Origin of the sequence: Baekduia sp., assembly GCF_035996765.1 — a bacterium.
Classification (GTDB): domain Bacteria; phylum Actinomycetota; class Thermoleophilia; order Solirubrobacterales; family Solirubrobacteraceae; genus Baekduia.
In genome coordinates this window covers 14,714-30,914 of sequence record NZ_DASYJG010000062.1, presented here as the reverse complement: position 1 = coordinate 30,914, position 16,201 = coordinate 14,714, and the positions used below count along the sequence as shown (strand labels likewise).

At 71.7% G+C, this 16,201-nt stretch carries 13 protein-coding genes; 1 reads left to right on the top strand and 12 read right to left on the bottom strand.

The genetic code is table 11. From position 1 onward, the window contains the following. Positions 1-3: 3 nt before the first annotated feature. From VGO10_RS14240 to rpmI, 12 genes are all read right to left on the bottom strand, one after another. Positions 4-2,520, bottom strand: coding sequence for a hypothetical protein (locus VGO10_RS14240; protein WP_327469425.1), 2,517 nt, complete (start codon positions 2,518-2,520; stop codon positions 4-6). Between the two features lie 48 nt (positions 2,521-2,568). Beyond that, the gene (locus VGO10_RS14235) at positions 2,569-2,733 is read right to left on the bottom strand and encodes a hypothetical protein (RefSeq protein WP_327469423.1); all 165 of its coding nucleotides are present in this window, start codon (positions 2,731-2,733) and stop codon (positions 2,569-2,571) included. A gap of 12 nt (positions 2,734-2,745) precedes the next feature. Beyond that, the gene (locus VGO10_RS14230) at positions 2,746-4,020 is read right to left on the bottom strand and encodes an argininosuccinate synthase (RefSeq protein WP_327469421.1); all 1,275 of its coding nucleotides are present in this window, start codon (positions 4,018-4,020) and stop codon (positions 2,746-2,748) included. Further along, the gene (locus VGO10_RS14225; RefSeq protein WP_327469419.1) at positions 4,017-5,192 is read right to left on the bottom strand and encodes an acetylornithine/succinylornithine family transaminase; all 1,176 of its coding nucleotides are present in this window, start codon (positions 5,190-5,192) and stop codon (positions 4,017-4,019) included. The genes VGO10_RS14230 and VGO10_RS14225 overlap by 4 nt, the downstream gene beginning before the upstream one ends. After that, positions 5,189-6,037 carry an acetylglutamate kinase gene (gene argB / locus VGO10_RS14220; RefSeq protein WP_327469417.1) on the bottom strand — a complete coding sequence of 283 codons (849 nt, stop codon included), beginning with the start codon at positions 6,035-6,037 and terminating at the stop codon, positions 5,189-5,191. The genes VGO10_RS14225 and argB overlap by 4 nt, the downstream gene beginning before the upstream one ends. Before the next feature lie 13 nt (positions 6,038-6,050). Beyond that, on the bottom strand, positions 6,051-7,310 hold the full coding sequence (gene argJ, locus VGO10_RS14215) for a bifunctional glutamate N-acetyltransferase/amino-acid acetyltransferase ArgJ (protein ID WP_327469415.1): 1,260 nt from the start codon (positions 7,308-7,310) through the stop codon (positions 6,051-6,053). Then, positions 7,307-8,326, bottom strand: a complete 1,020-nt coding sequence (argC, locus tag VGO10_RS14210) for an N-acetyl-gamma-glutamyl-phosphate reductase (protein ID WP_327469413.1) — start codon at positions 8,324-8,326, stop codon at positions 7,307-7,309. Before argC ends, argJ begins: the two co-directional genes overlap by 4 nt. Continuing rightward, positions 8,310-10,754, bottom strand: a complete 2,445-nt coding sequence (gene pheT / locus VGO10_RS14205) for a phenylalanine--tRNA ligase subunit beta (protein WP_327469411.1) — start codon at positions 10,752-10,754, stop codon at positions 8,310-8,312. Before pheT ends, argC begins: the two co-directional genes overlap by 17 nt. Beyond that, on the bottom strand, positions 10,751-11,800 hold the full coding sequence (gene pheS, locus VGO10_RS14200; RefSeq protein WP_327469409.1) for a phenylalanine--tRNA ligase subunit alpha: 1,050 nt from the start codon (positions 11,798-11,800) through the stop codon (positions 10,751-10,753). Before pheS ends, pheT begins: the two co-directional genes overlap by 4 nt. Then, positions 11,794-12,480, bottom strand: coding sequence for an RNA methyltransferase (locus VGO10_RS14195; protein WP_327469407.1), 687 nt, complete (start codon positions 12,478-12,480; stop codon positions 11,794-11,796). The genes pheS and VGO10_RS14195 overlap by 7 nt, the downstream gene beginning before the upstream one ends. An 83-nt stretch (positions 12,481-12,563) precedes the next feature. Then, the gene (gene rplT, locus VGO10_RS14190; RefSeq protein ID WP_324333719.1) at positions 12,564-12,929 is read right to left on the bottom strand and encodes a 50S ribosomal protein L20; all 366 of its coding nucleotides are present in this window, start codon (positions 12,927-12,929) and stop codon (positions 12,564-12,566) included. Continuing rightward, entirely contained in the window at positions 12,926-13,129 is a 204-nt protein-coding gene (gene rpmI, locus VGO10_RS14185; protein WP_349258945.1) for a 50S ribosomal protein L35, read from the bottom strand. The genes rplT and rpmI overlap by 4 nt, the downstream gene beginning before the upstream one ends. A 68-nt stretch (positions 13,130-13,197) precedes the next feature. On the opposite strand from rpmI, the gene VGO10_RS14180 reads away from it, so the two are divergent. Beyond that, a complete protein-coding gene (locus tag VGO10_RS14180) occupies positions 13,198-16,194 on the top strand; it encodes a helix-turn-helix transcriptional regulator (RefSeq protein WP_327469399.1) in 2,997 nt (998 codons plus the stop codon). The last annotated feature ends 7 nt before the right edge of the window (positions 16,195-16,201 follow it).

Genomic DNA, 16,201 nt, shown 5'->3' with positions numbered 1-16,201 from the left:
CACTCAGGGCTGGTGGCGCTGCGCGCGGTCAAGCCAGGAGAGCAGCGTGCGGACGTCGCGGACGTCGCCCTCGACGTAGGCGTCGCCGGGTGCGGCGGTCCCCGCGAGGACGGCGGCGAGGCGGTGCGCGGAGGTGTGCAGGACGGCCGAAGGGGCCGGCCTGGTGGACGGGCCGGCGTCCTCTGCGGCGGGGACGATCGCCAACGGACCGTTGCCGGAGGCCACGACGCGCCAGCGGTCCGAGCCCTCGGAGGCGATGTCCACGGTGATCGGGCGGGCGATCCAGCTCGGATCGACGGCCCGGGCCAGGACGGTGAGCAGCAGACCCGGCGACGGCGCGATGTCGGCGGCGGCCAGCTCGGAGAGGCCGATCGGCGCGCGGCGCGCCCTGAGCAGCGGGCGCAGCTGACGGCGGCCGTCGATGCGCGCGCCCGGCAGCCGCCGGCCGGCGATGCCCGCGCCGCCGGCGACGAGCGGGACGAGCGCGGCGAGCGGACCAGCCACGCGCACCGCGGCCGGTCCGGAGCCCGGCAGCTCCACGCGCACGCGATCGGGGTCGACGACGACGCGGTGCGTCGTGCCGCCCTGCACGGCCAGCTCGTAGGTCAGCTCGTCCTTGACCAGCCCGGCCTGGGCCGACAGCAGCGAGACGACGAGCAGCTCGGCGATGTCGGGCTCATCGACGGCGAGCCCCTTCAGGGCGTCACGCAGCCATGGGCCGGGGTTGGTGATCGGCTCGCGCGCGGCGAGCGGCTGACGCGCGGTGGGCACGACCTCCACGTCCGGCGCATCGGTCGGCTCCGGCGCCTCTGACACCACCGGCGCGTCGAGGGACGATTCCTGGTCGCTCACCGACCATGCATCGTCCCTCGACACCGCTGGTGCGACCTCGACCCGCGCCGTCTCAGGCGCGGTTGCAACTGGTGGCTCGGGAGCGGCCGACGTGGGTGCGAACGCGTCGAACGCGGGCGTCTCATGAGCCTCGGGCTCGGCTGCGGGCTCGACCTCAGCCTCCGACGCGGACTCCTCGGTGGCGGCGACGGTCGCGCGAAGGCGCTCGGCGGCGGCGGCGAGATCGAGACCGAGAGAGGGCGTCGCGGGTGCGTCGCCCTTCGTCTCCCCCGCGGCCGGTGCCTGCAGATGCTCCAGTGCCGCGCGCAGCGAGGCGAGCGCCGTGGGGTCCGGCGCCGCGGCCACGGATGGACGCGGCTGCGCGCGCAGCTCCTCCAGCTCTGCCTCCACGTCGGCCAGCCGCTGCTCGGCGAACGCCCGCGCGGCGCGGTCCTCGTCGCCGCGGCGGCGCTCGGCGTCCAGCTCGGCCTCGGCGACCCAGCGCGCGGCGCGCTCGGCCTCCAGCTCCTCGCGCAGCGACGTGGCCTCCTCGACGCCGGCCTGCAGCTCGGCCACGCGCTCCTGCATGGCCGCCAGCGACGCGGTCAGCGCGTCCTGCTCGGCGCCCAGCTCGCGGCGCACGCCGTCGCGCAGCCCGGTCGCCAACGCGACCACCGACTCCACGCGCGCCGCCAGCTTGGCCGCACGCTCGCCGTCGCCCGCACGCACCGCCGACAGCTCACCGTTGACAGCGTCGAGCGCCCGGCGCAGCTGCGCCTCGACCTCCACGCGCGCCGCCAGCGCGCGCTCGAGCTCGCCGACCCGCGCGCGCTCCTGCGCCACAGCGCGTATGGCCGCGTCGCGCTCACCGGCAAGCTCCGCGGCGCGCCCCTCGGCGATGCTCGCCCGCGCCGCCGCGCCCTCGACCGCCGCGTCGGCCGCGATCCGCGCCGTGCGCTCGGCGCCCAGCGCCGCCTCGGCGGCCAACCGCGCGCCACGCTCGGCCTCCAGCCGCTCGCGCAGCACGCGCGCCGCGGAGCCGAGCCGCTCGCGCACCGCGGCAACGGCGCGCTCGACGGCGACAACCCGATCCGCGAACTCGCGCCGCTCGACCGCCAGCCGGTGCTCCAGCGACGCCGCGTCGGCGACCGACGCGCGCCCCGCCGCCAGCTCGCGCCGCGCCTGCGCCACGGCATCCGCCGCCGCCTCGGTCAGCTCCTCGCGCCGGACGAGCTCGGCGCGCAGCAGCACGCCTTCACGCTCCAGCGCCTCGCGCCGCTCGCGCTCGGCCGTCGCGCGCAGCCGCTCATCCTGCAGCGCGGTGCGCGCCCGCTCGCGCTCGGCGGCGACGGTCGCCAGCTCCGCCTCGGCTTCGGCCAGCCGCTCGCGAAGCTCGGCGAGCTGGGCGCCCGCGAGATCGCGCGCCGCGGCCGCCTCGCCCTGAGCCTCCAGCCGTTGCTGCTGCTCAGACCACTCGCGCTGGCGCGTGCCGCGCAGGTCGCGCTCAAAACCCTCGATCTGCGCCCGCAGCGCATCGCGCTCGGCCGCGACTTCCCCCAGCCGACGATCCGCCTCGAAGAGCCGCAGCTCCAGCGACGCGTCCTCGCTGACCTCGGCGCGGCGGGCGCGCCGCGCGGCCAGGACGTCGGGGTCGACGACGTTGCCGCTCTCGGGAGGAGGCTGGGACATCCGGGCGGGAGACTAGGCCCCCGTCCGGACGAATTCGCCCCCGAACGACTACGGGCGCTGCGTGGCGCGACTCCCGCGCACCACGAGCACCGTGATGCCAGCGCCGACGGCACCCGCCGCCAGCGCCTTGCGTGAGACCAGCAGGCGAAGCCGACTCTTCATGTACCACTTGCCGCCGTGCCAGACGACGTAACCGAGGATCTTGTAGCCCATTGTCGGACCGGTCTACCCGCGCTTCTCGTTGCGCAGACGCCAAGCCAGCCGCGACTGCAGCGACCACAGCTCGATGAAGCCCGGCGACGCCTGCTGGGAGAAGAGCCCGCCGGACTCGTTGAACGAGGCCAGCGACGCGTCGTAGACCGCGTTGGGCGACTCACGCGTCACCACGCGCGCCATGCCCTTGTAGAGCTTGAGGCCGATCGTGCCGGTCACCTGGCGGTTGACCTCGTTGATGTAGGCGTCGATGTCGGTCCGCAGCGGCTCCCACCACAGACCCGCGTAGACGAGGTAGGCCCACTGCTGATCCAGCGAGGGCTTGAAGCGGTTCTGGTGGATCGTGCCGACCAGCCGCTCGAGCTCGGCGTGCGCGGGGAGCAGGATCGCCGCGGCCGGGACCTCGTAGATGTCGCGGACCTTCAGGCCGACGATCCGGTCCTCGATGTGGTCGACGATGCCGACGCCGTGCTTCATGCCCAACGCGCCGACCTTGTCCAACAGCTCGACGATGCCCAGCGCCTCGCCGTTGACCGCGACCGGGCGGCCCTCCTCGAAGGTGATCGTGACGATCTCGGACTCATCAGGCGCCTCCTCGGGGCGCGTGACCAGCTGGAAGACGTCGTCATCGGGAGCGTGCGACAGATCCTCGATCCACTTGCCCTCCGACGAGCGGCCCCAGATGTTGTCGTCGATCGAGTACGGCGCCGTCTCGGTCCCGCCCTTGACGGGGATGTTGTGCTCGCGCGCGTAGGCGATCTCCTCCTCGCGGCCCATCTTCCAGTCGCGGACCGGCGCGATGATCTTCAGCTCCGGCGCCAGCGTCGCGACCGTGCCGTCGATGCGCACCTGATCGTTGCCCTTGCCGGTGCAGCCGTGGGCGATCGTGTCGCAGCCGGTCTCGCGCGCGATGTCGACGGCGATCTTGGCGATCAGCGGCCGGCCCAAGGCGGTGAACAACGGGTAGCTCAGCCCGTAGATGGCATTGGCCTTGATCGCCGGGACGATGAAGTCGTTGGCGAACTCCTCGCGCGCGTCGATCACGCGGGCGTCGATCGCGCCCAGGCGCAGCGCCTTCTCGCGAACGATGTCGTAGTCCTCGCCAGGCTGACCCAAGTTGATGGTCAAGGCGACCACCTCGGCGTCGTACTGATCCTGGATCCACTTGAGCATGACGCTCGTGTCCAGGCCGCCGGAGTACAACAGGCAGACACGGCCGACCTGGTCGGGGCGGGCCAGGTAGGAGGCGGCAGGCTCGTGGGGGTGCAGCAGCTGATCGTCGGTCATCGGCTCTCTTGGGGGTCGAGGAGACGCGCGAGCCGGGCGAGGGCCTCGTCCAGCTCTGCGTCGGTGATGGTCAAAGAAGGAAGCAGGCGCAGCGTGGTCGGCCCGGTCGCGTTGAGCACCAGCCGCTCGTCGCGCAGCGCGCGGCCGACCAGCTCGGTGGCGGGCTCGGCGCGCGCGGGGTCCAACTCGGCGGCGAGCATGAAGCCGCGCCCGCGGACCTCGACGACGCCCGGCAACTCGGCCAGCAAATGGCCGACGCGCTCGCCAGTTTCCCGCACACGCGCGAGGAGATCCGGATCGCTGACGACATCCAGGACCGCGAGCCCCGCAGCGCACTGCACGGGCCCGCCGGCGAAGGTCGAGCCGTGGTCGCCGGGCTCGAAGCCCTCGGCGAAGCGCTCGTTGGTGATCAGCGCGCCGATCGGCAGCCCGCCGCCCAGCGCCTTGGCCACCGTCATGAGATCGGGCACGACCCCGGAGTGCTCGTAGGCCCAGAGCGTGCCGGTCCGGCCGAGGCCGACCTGGACCTCGTCGAAGATCAGCGCGGCGCCGTGGTGGTCGCAGGCCTCCCGCGCAGCCCGCAGCACCTCGTCGTCCAAGACGTAGACGCCGCTCTCGCCCTGGATCGGCTCGAGGATCACCGCGGCGGTCTGCGCATCAATCGCTGCTGTGAGGGCTTCGACGGTCGGAGAAACCGCGAAGAAGCCGGGAACGAGCGGCGCGAACGGCGCCTGCTTGGCCTCTTGGGGCGTCGCGCTCAGCGAGCCGTAGGTCCGACCGTGAAAGCCACGGTGGACCGAGACGACGTCACCGCCACGCTTGGCCTTGCGCGCCATCTTGATCGCGGCCTCGTTGGCCTCGGTCCCGGAGTTGGCGAAGTGCACGCGGCCACCGAGCGAGGACTGCGCCAGGCGCGTCGCCAGCTCGGCGCCAGGGGCACTGTGGAAGAGGTTGCCGACGTGGATCAGCGCCGCGGCCTGCTCGGTGATCGCCTTGACGACCGCCGGGTGCGCGTGCCCGACCGAGTTGACGGCCAGCCCGGTCTGGAGGTCGAGGTACTCGACGCCATCGGCATCCCAGAGCCGCGCGCCCTGGCCGCGGACAAACTGGATCGGCTGGCGCGCGTAGGCGGGGACGAGCCCGCTGTCGTCAAAGGCGGTCTCGGCGCTCACGATGCCGCCCGAATCTTCGTCCCGATGCCCTCGTCGGTGAACAGCTCCAACATGATCGAGTGCGGCACGCGCCCGTCGACGATGTGGGCCGCGGTGACGCCACCGTGGATCGCGTCGACGCAGGCCGCCAGCTTGGGCCGCATGCCGCCGGCGACGTGCTCGAGCGCCTCCTCGACCTCGTCGGCGCTGGCCTGCGAGATGCGCGACAGGGGATTGGACGGGTCGCGCAGCCACCCCGACACGTCGGTGAGGAAGAGCACCTTGTAGGCCTTCAGATGGCGTGCGACCGCGCCTGCCGCCTCGTCCGCGTTGATGTTGTAGGAGTTGCCGTCGCGGTCGGAGCCGACCGAGGCGATCACGGGGATGTAGTCGTCGGCGATGTGGTGCAGCACGTCGACGTTGACCCGCGTGATGCGCCCCACGAAGCCCACATCCTCCCCACCTGGCGCCGACGCACGCTCGCAGACGAACAGCCGCCCATCGTCACCGCTGAGGCCGATCGCCTCCTGTCCATGACGGTTGATGCGACCCACGATGTCCTTGTTGACCTTGCCGATCAACACCATCTTGGCGATCTCCACCGTCTCCGCACTGGAGACGCGCAGGCCACCGACGAACTCGACCGGGATGTTCAGGCGCTCCATGTAGGCGGTGATGTCCGGGCCGCCACCGTGGACGACCACCGGGTTCATCCCCACATACTTGAGCAGGACGACGTCGCGCGCGAAGTCCTCGCGCAACGCGGGGTCCTCCATCGCCGCGCCGCCGTACTTGATGACGACGGTGCGCCCGTGGAACTCACGGATGTACGGGAGGGCTTCGAGGAGCGTGCTGACGTCGCGCATGGGGAGCCTGAACCTAGGTGGTGTACTCGGCGTTGATGGTGATGTACTCGTGGCCGAGATCGCTGAAGAAGACCTCGGTCTCGAAGCCGTCGCCGGGCAGGCCGATGGCGTACTCGACCTCCTCACGCGCGACGCGCGCCTTGATGTCGTCCTCGTCGTGGCCGACCGCGTTGCCCGCGACGCAGACCTGCACGCCCTCGATCGCGATGTCATAGGCCAACGGCGCGGTATCGGGCAACGCGAGGCCGATGGCCTGCGCGATCCGGCCCCAGTTTGGGTCGCCGCCGTAAAGCGCCGTCTTGACCAGCGGCGAGTTGGCGATGGCACGGCCGACGCGCTCGACGTTGGGCCCGTGACCACCGCGCACGGTGACGCGCCCCACCCGCTGGGCCCCCTCGCCGTCGCGGCAGATGTCGATCGCCAACTGGCGCAGCAGCGCATCGAGCGCCTGGCCGAAAAGCAGCTCGCCCTCGGACTCCGGTTCGACCTCGATGCCCGACGCGCCGCCACAGAGCAGGATCGCGGTGTCGTTGGTCGACAGCTGCCCGTCGACCGTAATCCGATCGAACGAGCGCTTGACGCAGACGCCCAGCAGCAGCTCTGCGGTCTCGGCAGCGACGATCGCGTCGGTCTCGATGAAGCACAACATGGTGGCGAAGGACGGCTGGATCATCCCCGCGCCCTTCGATTGCGCCGCGAGACGAACCGTTCCGCCCGGGAGGTCGATCTCGATCGTCCCGCGCTTCTCGAACAAGTCGGTGGTCATGATCGACTGCTGGAAGTCGTCGATGCCCTCGGGCGCGAGCGCCTTGCCGGCCTCCAGCAGCCCGCGGACGACCTTGTGGCCGTCGAGCTGCACGCCGATGACGCCGGTCGAGCAAACCGCGACGCGATCCTCCGTGGTCCGCCCCATCATCGCCCCGGCGCCCTGCATCCTGGCTGCCTCGTCCATGCCGCGGCCGCCGGTGGCGGCGTTGGCGTTGCCCGAGTTGACGGCAATGGCCTTGAGCGCGTTTAACCGCGCACGGTCGCGCGTGACGAGCACGGGCGGCGCCGCGGTGCCGGAGCGCGTGAAGCGCGCGGCGCTCGTGGTCTCTTCGCTGTCGGACACCAACAACCCCACGTCGAGGCCGCCGGACGGCTTGATCCCCGCCGCCGCACCGGCGGCGCGAAAGCCCTGCGGCAGTGGCGCCCCCGGGACCTCGCGGACGCCGTCGGGGACGTCGACCCAGCGGGAGCGGAAGAAGGTGGTCGGGGCTTGCGGCGTGGTCACAGCAGACCCTCCGTCTCGTCGAAGCCGAACATGAGGTTCAACGACTGGACCGCTTGCGCCGACGTGCCCTTCCACAGGTTGTCGATCGCCCCGAAGGCCAACACCTTGCCGGTCCGCGGATCGGTCTGGACGTTGATCGAGCAGATGTTCGTCTCGCGCACGTCGCGCACGCCCGGCGGGCGCGTGACGACATCGATGAACGGCTCGGCGGCGTAAGCCTCCTCGTAGAGCGAGACGACATCGCCGGCCTCCACGTCGGTGGTCGTCACGTAGCAGGAGACCAGCTCGCCCTGATCGAGCGGGAGCAGATGCGGGGTGAAGGTCACGGCGACGTCGGCGCCGAGCACCGCCAGCTCCTGGTCGATCTCCGGCGCGTGGCGGTGCGTGCCGACGCCGTAGGGCACGACGTTCTCGTCGACGGTGACGAAGTGCGTCTTCTGCGTCGCGGCACGCCCCGCGCCGCTGACGCCGGACTTCGCGTCGATGATCACGTCGTCGATGAGGCCGGCGCGCGCCAGCGGCGCCAGCGTCAGGATCGCCGCGGTCGGGTAGCAGCCGGGGCCGGCGACCAGATCGGTCTCGGCAATGGCCGCGCGATAGAGCTCCGGGAGCCCGTAGACCGCCTCGGCCAGCAGCTCCGGATGCGCGTGCGGGACGTAGTACTCCTCATAGACCTTGAGATCGCGCAGCCGGAAGTCGGCGCTCAAGTCCACCACCTTGATCCCTCCCTCCAGCAGCTCGGCCACCAGCGGTGCCGAAGCCCCGTGCGGGTAGGCGACGATCGCGGCATCGACCTCGCCATGGCGGTCGAGATCGAGGTCGAGCTCCTCGAGCACGAGCGGCACGCGATGGTGCGGGTAGAGCGCGTTGAGCGGCGTGCCGGCATCCGAGCGCGACGTGATCGCCGAGAGCCGGAAGTGCGGGTGGCGGTCGATGAGTCGTGCGGCCAATGCGCCGGCGAAGCCGGACGCGCCCGCGACGAGGACGGAAGGGCCGTCGCTATCCACGAAGCTCACCTCCAACCTGCTTGCCCAGCGCCGCGACGACCTTGTCGCGCACCGGCGCGACGTCCTCGTCTGACAGCGTGCGGTCCGGCGCCTGGAAGGTCAGCGCCAGCGCGAGCGACTTGCGCCCGTCGCCGACCTGGGCACCGCGGTAGACATCGAAGACGCGGACTGCCTGCAGCAGCTTGCCGCCTGCGCCGCGGACTGCGGTCAATACCTCGTCGGCCGCCACATCCTCGGCGACGATGACCGCCAGGTCCTGCCGCACGGGCGGGAAGCTCGGCAGGTCGCGGAAGTACGGGACCGCCACGGCGTGGGCGACGGTGCGGTCGAGGTCCAGCTCGAACCCAGCGACCGCGCCGTCGAGCTCCCAGGCCCGGGCCACGAGCGGGTGCAACTCGCCGACCCAGCCGATGACCTCATCGCCAGCCAAGACCTCGGCGCTACGGCCGGGATGCAGGAACGGCTGGGCCGCCGCCCGTACCGACCAGTCGACGCGCAACGTGTCGAGCGTCGCGGCGAGCAGGCCCTTGGCCGCGAAGAAGTCCACCGGTTTCGGCGGGGTGGGTGGGACCGGGTCACCCCACGACGGCGCGCTCATCCGCCCGTGCAGGACGGCGCCGAGCGCGCGATGCTCGTGAGGCAGCTCTTCACCTTCGGCGGGTGGGCGGGCCAGGTACACCGCGCCCTGCTCGATGAGCCGCAAGTCCGCGTTGCCGCGCGCGACGTTGTGCTTGGTCGCATCCAGCAGCGACCCGAGCACCATCGTGCGCAGGACCGAGTGATCCTCGCTCATCGGGTTCTGCAACGCGACGAACTTGCGACGCGGATCGTCCTCCGGCAACCGCAAGCGATCGGCGACGCCCGGCTCGGTAAAGCTCCAGCCGACGATCTCATACGCGCCGCGCCCGATCAGCGCATCGACCGCGCGCCGGCGCAGCCGCTGCTCGCTCGACATCCGCCCCGCGGTGCCGCGCCGCTTGGGCAGCGTCGCCGGGAGCTTGTCGAGGTCAAAGCGTCCGACCTCCTCGACGAGATCGGCCTCGCGCGTCACGTCGTTGCGCCGGAAGCCCGGCACCGTGACGTCGAGCCCGTCGGCGGCATCAACCACGCCGAAGCCCAGCGCGATGAGCGTCTGCCACTGGCGCGCGCGCGGAATGACGAGACCCAGCAGCGCGGCGACCTTCTGCTCGCGCAAGCGGATCGTCGCGTCCGGCCACGGCTCGGCCGCGAACGGCCCGGCGTCGATCGTGCCGCCGGCCACCGTCGCGCCCGTCAGCTCGATCATCAACTTGGTCGCGGCGGTCTGCGCGTCCATCGCCTGCTCGGGCGCCAGGCCCTTCTCGAAGCGCCCGGAGGCCTCGCTGCGCAACCCCAGGATGTTGGAGGTGCGATGGATGTTGGGGCCGATCCAGGAGGCGACCTCCATCAGCACACGCGTGGTGCCGTCCTGCACCTCGGAGCGCGCGCCGCCCATGACGCCGGCGATCGACGTCGGGCCGTCAGCGTCCTCGATGACCAGCATCTCGCTGTCGAGCGTCCGCGTCTGGCCGTCGAGCGTCTCGACCTGCTCGCCGTCGGTCGCGCGCCGCACGGTGAGCTCGCCGCCCGCGACCTTGTCGAGGTCGAACGCGTGCAGCGGGTGGCCGGTGAGCAGCATCACGTAGTTGGTGATGTCGACGACGTTGCTGATCGGCCGCATGCCGGCGGCGATCAGGCGCGCCTTCAGCCAACGTGGCGAGGGCCCGATCGTGACGTTCTCGAAGACGCGCGCGGTGAAGCGCGGGCACAGATCCGGCGCCTCGATCCGGATGTGCGCGCCCGGGACGTACCCGGGCGTGCCGAGGTCATCGGCCCACGGCGCCGGCGCCAGCGGCGCCTCGGTCGCGGCGTGCACCTCGCGCGCCAGCCCGTAGATGCCAAGGCAATCAGGTCGGTTCGGCGTGATCTCGAACTCGATGACCTCGTCGAAGATCGGCAGCACATCGACCAGCGGCGTGCCAGCGGTCAGCGCGTCGTCGAGCACCATGATCCCGCCTGCGCGGTCGCTCGCCAGGCCGACCTCGTCCTCAGACAGGATCATCCCCAGCGACTCGACGCCGCGCAGCTTGGCCTTCTTGAGCTTCATGCCGTCGGGCATCGTCGCGCCGGGCCGCGCCACGGCGACCGTCTGTCCAGCAGCCACATTCGGCGCACCACAGACGATCTGCTGGGGCGCTTCGCCATCGCCCACGTCGACCGTCGTGACGTTCAGCCGGTCGGCATCCGGGTGCTTGCCGCAGGTCAGCACCTTGCCGACGACAAAGCCCTCAGCCGAACCGACGCCGTGATGGTGGATGGCCTCCACCTTGGTGCCCGACAGCGTCAGCCGCTGCTCGAGCGCCTCCAGCGTGATGTCCGGCGCGCAGTACTCGCGCAACCAGGAGTACGGGACCCTCATCCGAACTGCTCCAGGAAGCGCAGGTCGTTCTCATAGAACAACCGCAGGTCGCTCACGCCGTGCTTGAGGAAGGCGATGCGCTCGATCCCCATCCCCCAGGCGAAGCCCTGGACCTTCTCGGGGTCATAGCGGTCGTCATCGACGTAGGAGTACACGTTGGGGTCCACCTCACCGGCGCCCAGGATCTCGATCCAGCCCTCGCCGCGACACAGCGGGCAGCGTGAGCCGTCCTTCATCCAGCCGTTGTTGCAGTTGAAGCACGAGACGTCGACCTCGACCGACGGTTCGGTGAACGGGAAGAAGTGGCCGCGCAGGCGCACGTCGCGCTCATCGCCGAAGATCGCGCGAGAGAACTCCAGCAGCGTGCCCTTCAGGTCGGCCAGGGTGATGTCCTCGTCGACCGCAAGGCCTTCGACTTGATGGAACTGCGGGGTGTGCGTCGCATCGCTGTCCCTGCGGTACACGCGCCCGGGAATGACGACATACAGCGGCGGCGGGTGCGCCTCCATCGCGCGCACTTGCATCGGCGAGGTGTGCGTGCGCAGGACGGTGTCGTCGGTGACGTAGAAGGTGTCGGTCTTGCCGCGCGCCGGGTGCGTCGGATCGTGGTTGAGCGCGTCGAAGTTGTAGCGGACGGTCTCGACCTCGTTGCCCTCCATGACCGTGAAGCCGAGGCCGACGAAGACGTCCTCGAGCTCCCGCCACGTCTGGGTGATGAGGTGCAGCCGGCCGACCGGCTGCAGCGGGTCGCCGGGCAGCGTGACGTCGACGCGGTCGGTGATCAGCTTGGCGTCGAGCTCAGAGGCATCGAGGCGCTCGACGGCCGCGCTCAGCCGCGCCTCCAGCGCCTTGCGGACCTCGTTGGCGCGCTTGCCGACCTGACCGCGCTCAGCGGGCTCCAGCTCGCCGACGCCGCGCAGCAGGTTCGGCAGCTCGGCCTTGCGCCCGAGCAGCCGCACCCGCAGCTCTTCCAGCTGCTCGGTCGAGGCCGCCGCGTCGATCGCGGCGAGGCCCTCGTCGTGGATCTCTTCGATGCGTGTCAGCACGGGGCCTCCGGGTCCGTGACCCTAGTCAACTCATAGACCGCCAGCGTGGCGGCCATCGCGGCGTTCAACGACTCGTTGGCGATCGGAATGTGGGCGGCACGGTCGCAGGCGTCCAGGACATCCTGTGCCAGACCGGCACGCTCAGCACCGACCACCAGCGAGACGTCTCCTCCGGCCGGCCCCCGCAGCGGCTCCCCCCGCCGCGCGTCCAGCGCGATGCGCACGCCCGGCAGCTCCTCGATCGACGCCGCGCGCGCAACCGAGACCGCGAAGATCGCGCCCATCGACGCCCGCACCGCCTTGGGCCCATAAGGGTCGGCGGTGCCGGGTCCGAGGACCACCGAGTCGACGCCGAAGGCCAGCGCCGCGCGCAGCACGGTGCCGACGTTGCCGGGGTCCTTGACGCCCCACAGCGCGACGCACAGCGGCCCGACAGGTGCCGGCGCCCAACGCTCCTCGAAGACCGCCAGCGCGCGCGTGCCCGAGCCCAAGGACGACACCTTGGCCAGCGCGTCCTCGCTGACCTCCACGCCCGCACGCAGGAGATGGACCGGGCTCCAACCCGCTTGCTCAGCCGCCGCCAGCAGATCCTCGCCCTCGGCCACGAACCGCCCGCGCTCGCGCCGCGCGGCAAGGCGGCGGATGTCCTTCAAGAGCGGGTTGTGGTGGGAGGTGATCACGGTCTGGCGGGCAAACGGGCAAAAGAAAGGGCGCCGTCCTGGAGAGGAGCGGCGCCCTGTAAGGCTTGATGTCGGCGGAGTCGCTACGCAGCGGCTGCCGACGCCTCACGGGCGGCTTCGGCAAAGCGTCGGAACGTCTCGGGATCGCGCACGGCGATGTCGGCCAGGACCTTGCGGTCCAGGTCGATCTCGGCCAGCTTGAGGCCGTGGATGAACTCGCCGTAGGAGAGGCCGTTCAACCGCGCGGCCGCGTTGATGCGCGTGATCCACAGGCGGCGGAAGTCGCGCTTGCGGTTGCGGCGGTCGCGGTACGCGTAGGAGTCGGCCTTGGTCAAGGCCTCCTTCGCGCGCTTGTAGTTGGAGTTCGCCTCGCCGCGGAAGCCCTTGGTGAGCTCCAGCGTCTTGCGACGCTTCTTCTTGGCGTTGACGGAGCGCTTGACGCGGGTCACTTCTTCTTCGCTCCCAAGAGGGTCTTGACGCGCGGCTGGTCATGGGGCGACAGGACGAAATCCTTGCCGAGGTGCCGCTTGTGCTTCGGCGACTTCTTCTCGAGGATGTGGCTCGTGAAGGCGTGACGAGCCTTGACCTTGCCCTTGGCGGTCAGCTTGAAGCGCTTCTTGGCGCCCGAATGGGTCTTCATCTTCGGCATGGCGGAGCGAGCCAGTGTAGTAGGACATGCGCGAACGCGCGGTCTGGCTCGCCCCGTAGGCTAGCGATGTGGCCGCCTCCACCATCAGCAGCCGCCTGATCGGCCGCGACGACGAGCTCGCGACGCTCGTGGAGGCCGTGCGCGAGGCCGACGCGTGCCGTCCAACGCTGGCGTTCGTGGCCGGCGAGTCCGGTGTCGGGAAGTCGCGACTGCTGAGCGAGCTGGCACGCCAAGCGCGTGAGGACGGCGCGCGCGTGCTCAGCGGCGAGTGCGTCGAGCTCGGCGACGGCGAGCTGCCTTATGCGCCGCTGGTCGGCGCGCTGCGGCCGCTGGTCCGCGCCGAGGACCCAGCGCTGCTGGAGCTTCCAGCGGCCGCGCGCCACGAGCTGGCCGCGCTGCTGCCAGGCCTGGCAAATGGCGATGGCAACGACGGCTCAAGCGCCGGCGATCACCAGCGCAACGAGTCCGACGGCCAAGCCCAGTCGCGGCTCTTCGAGGCGCTGCTGACCGCCATCGACCGCCTCAGCCGCGACGCGCCCGTCGTCCTGATCATCGAAGACGTCCACTGGGCCGACCGCTCGACCCGCGACTTCCTCTCCTTCCTCGGCCGCAACCTCGCCGACGAGCGCGTCCTGATCGCCCTCAGCTACCGCCCCGACGAGCTGCACCGCCGCCATCCGCTGCGTCCGCTGCTCGCCGTCCTGGAGCGCACGCCCCAGGCGCGCCGGATCGAGCTCCGGGGGCTGCTGCCGGCCGACATCAAGGCGATGGCCCACGAGGTCACCGGCCACGAGCCGTCACCCGAGCAGGTCGACCGGCTGGTGCGCCGCAGCGACGGCAACGCGCTCTTCATCGAGGAGCTGCTGGCCGCCGGGCCCGGACCGTTGCCGCCAAGCCTCAGCGACGCGCTGATGGTCCGCGTCGAGCGGCTGCCGCAATCGGCCCAAGAGGTCGTCCGCACGCTCTCGGTCGCCCAGCCCGCCGACCACGCGCTCCTGGAAGAGCTCGAGGTCCTCGACGACACCGCGCTGCGCACGGCGCTGCGCGACGCCATCGCCGGCCACGTCGTCGCCGTCGACGACAGCGACCGCTACACCTTCCGCCACGTGCTGCTGCGCGAGGTCGTCTACGACGACCTGCTCCCCGGCGAGCGCTCTGAGCTGCACCGCGCGGTCGCCCGTGCTCTAGAAGCGCGGCTGCCCGGCGACGGCGGCCCTGGGCTCGCGTCGGCCATCGCCCACCACTTCCACCGCTCCGGCGACCAGCCCGAGGCGCTGCGCTCGGCGATCCGCGCGGCCGACGCGGCAACCGCCGCCCACGCAGAAGCCGACGCCGCCCAGCTGCTGGAGCGCGCGCTGGAGCTCTGGGAGCGCGTCGTCGAGCCTGACGCGCTGACCGACGGCGACCACCTCGACCACATCGACCTGCTAGTGCGCACCGCCCGCGCGCACCGCAACACCGACGACGCGCGGCGCGTCACGCTCCTCAACCAGGCGCTGCGCGAGGCGCGCGCGGCCGACACCGACGACCGCCGCGTCCCGCTGCTCTTGCAGCAGCGCGCCATGGCCGAATGGGGCCTGGGCCGCGGGGAGGCCAGCCGCAAGTCGCTCGATCTCGCCCGCCGGCTGCTCGCCGACGACGCGCCGCAGACCCAGCGCATCAGCCTGACGATCTCGCGCATGAAGCTCGCGACGCTGCAGTCGCGCTACGCCGAGACGATCGCGCTCGCCGAGGAGGTCCTCCCCCAGCTGCCCGACACCCACGACGGTGAGATCCTCCGCTGCGAGACCTATAACAACTTCGGGCTCGCGCAGATCATGACCGACGATCACGAGGGCGGCGTGGCCAACCTGCGCGAGGCGGCGGCGATCGCACGGGCCAAGAACGACTACGTCCTGCTGTCAGTCTCCTACGTCAACCTCGCCGACGCCCTGCACCTGTCCGGCCGGCCGGCCGAGGCCAAGGCCGTCATCGACGAGGCGATGACGGCGATTCACGGCAACGTGCCGGGCGGCGCGTGGGTGCCGACCTTCGCCGCCGAGCTGGCGATCGACGCCGGTGAGTACGACGCCGCCGCGGCCTACCTGCGCACCACGGGCCGCACGAGCGGCAACAGCCGCGTCAACGTCGAGCTGCGCCGCGCCGAGCTGGCGCTGGGACGGGGCGACGACGCGGTCGCGCGGACGTCGATCGAAGAGGCCGAGGCGCTGCTGGTCGACTCGTTGGAGCCGCAGTTCGTCGCCGTCGCCGGCGTGCTGCGCGCCGAGCTGGATCGCCGCAGCGGCCATCCGGTCTGCGCGCGCGAGGCCGTTGAGAGCGCGCTCGAGCGCCTGGAGTTCTGCAGCGACGACACGGTCCGGCTCGCGCGGCTGGCCGCCACGGGCGTGGCGATCGAGGCCGACCTGGCCCAGCGGGCGCGCGACCTCGGCGACGCCGACGCAGAGACCGACGCGATCGCCCGCGCCGCGATCATGCTCTCGCGCGCGCAAGCCGCCGCGGCGGCGGGACGACCGATGGAGACGGCCTACGCGGCCACGGCGGTCGCCCACCATCTGCGCGCGACCGGCGACGATCCGGGCGAGGCATGGAGCGCCGCGGCCGATGCGTGGACGGCGCGCGAGCGGCCGCTGCTGGTCGCCGCCGCACAGCGCCACGCGGCCGAGGCGTGCCTGGCGCGCGGGCGACGCGACAGCGCGGCCGAGGCGGCGGGGATCGCGCTGGCGGGCGCGCGGCGGATCGGCGCGGTCTGGCTGGTCGATGAGCTGGAGGGGTTGATCGCGCGGGCACGGCTGACGCTGGAGCCCGATGGCAACGGCGCGAGCGCCGCCGGCGGTGCACCGCCGGACGCCCAGGACGACCTCGACCCCTTCGGCCTCACGCCGCGCGAGCGGCAGGTCCTCACGCTCGTCGCGCGCGGCGCGACCAACCGCGAGATCGGCGCCGAGCTCTTCATGGCCGAGAAGACGGCCAGCGTCCACGTCTCGCGGATTCTGGCCAAGCTGGACGTGCGCAGTCGAACCGAGGCGGCGGCAGTCGCACACCGCCTCGGGCTCGCTGCAAGCTGAGCGTCGT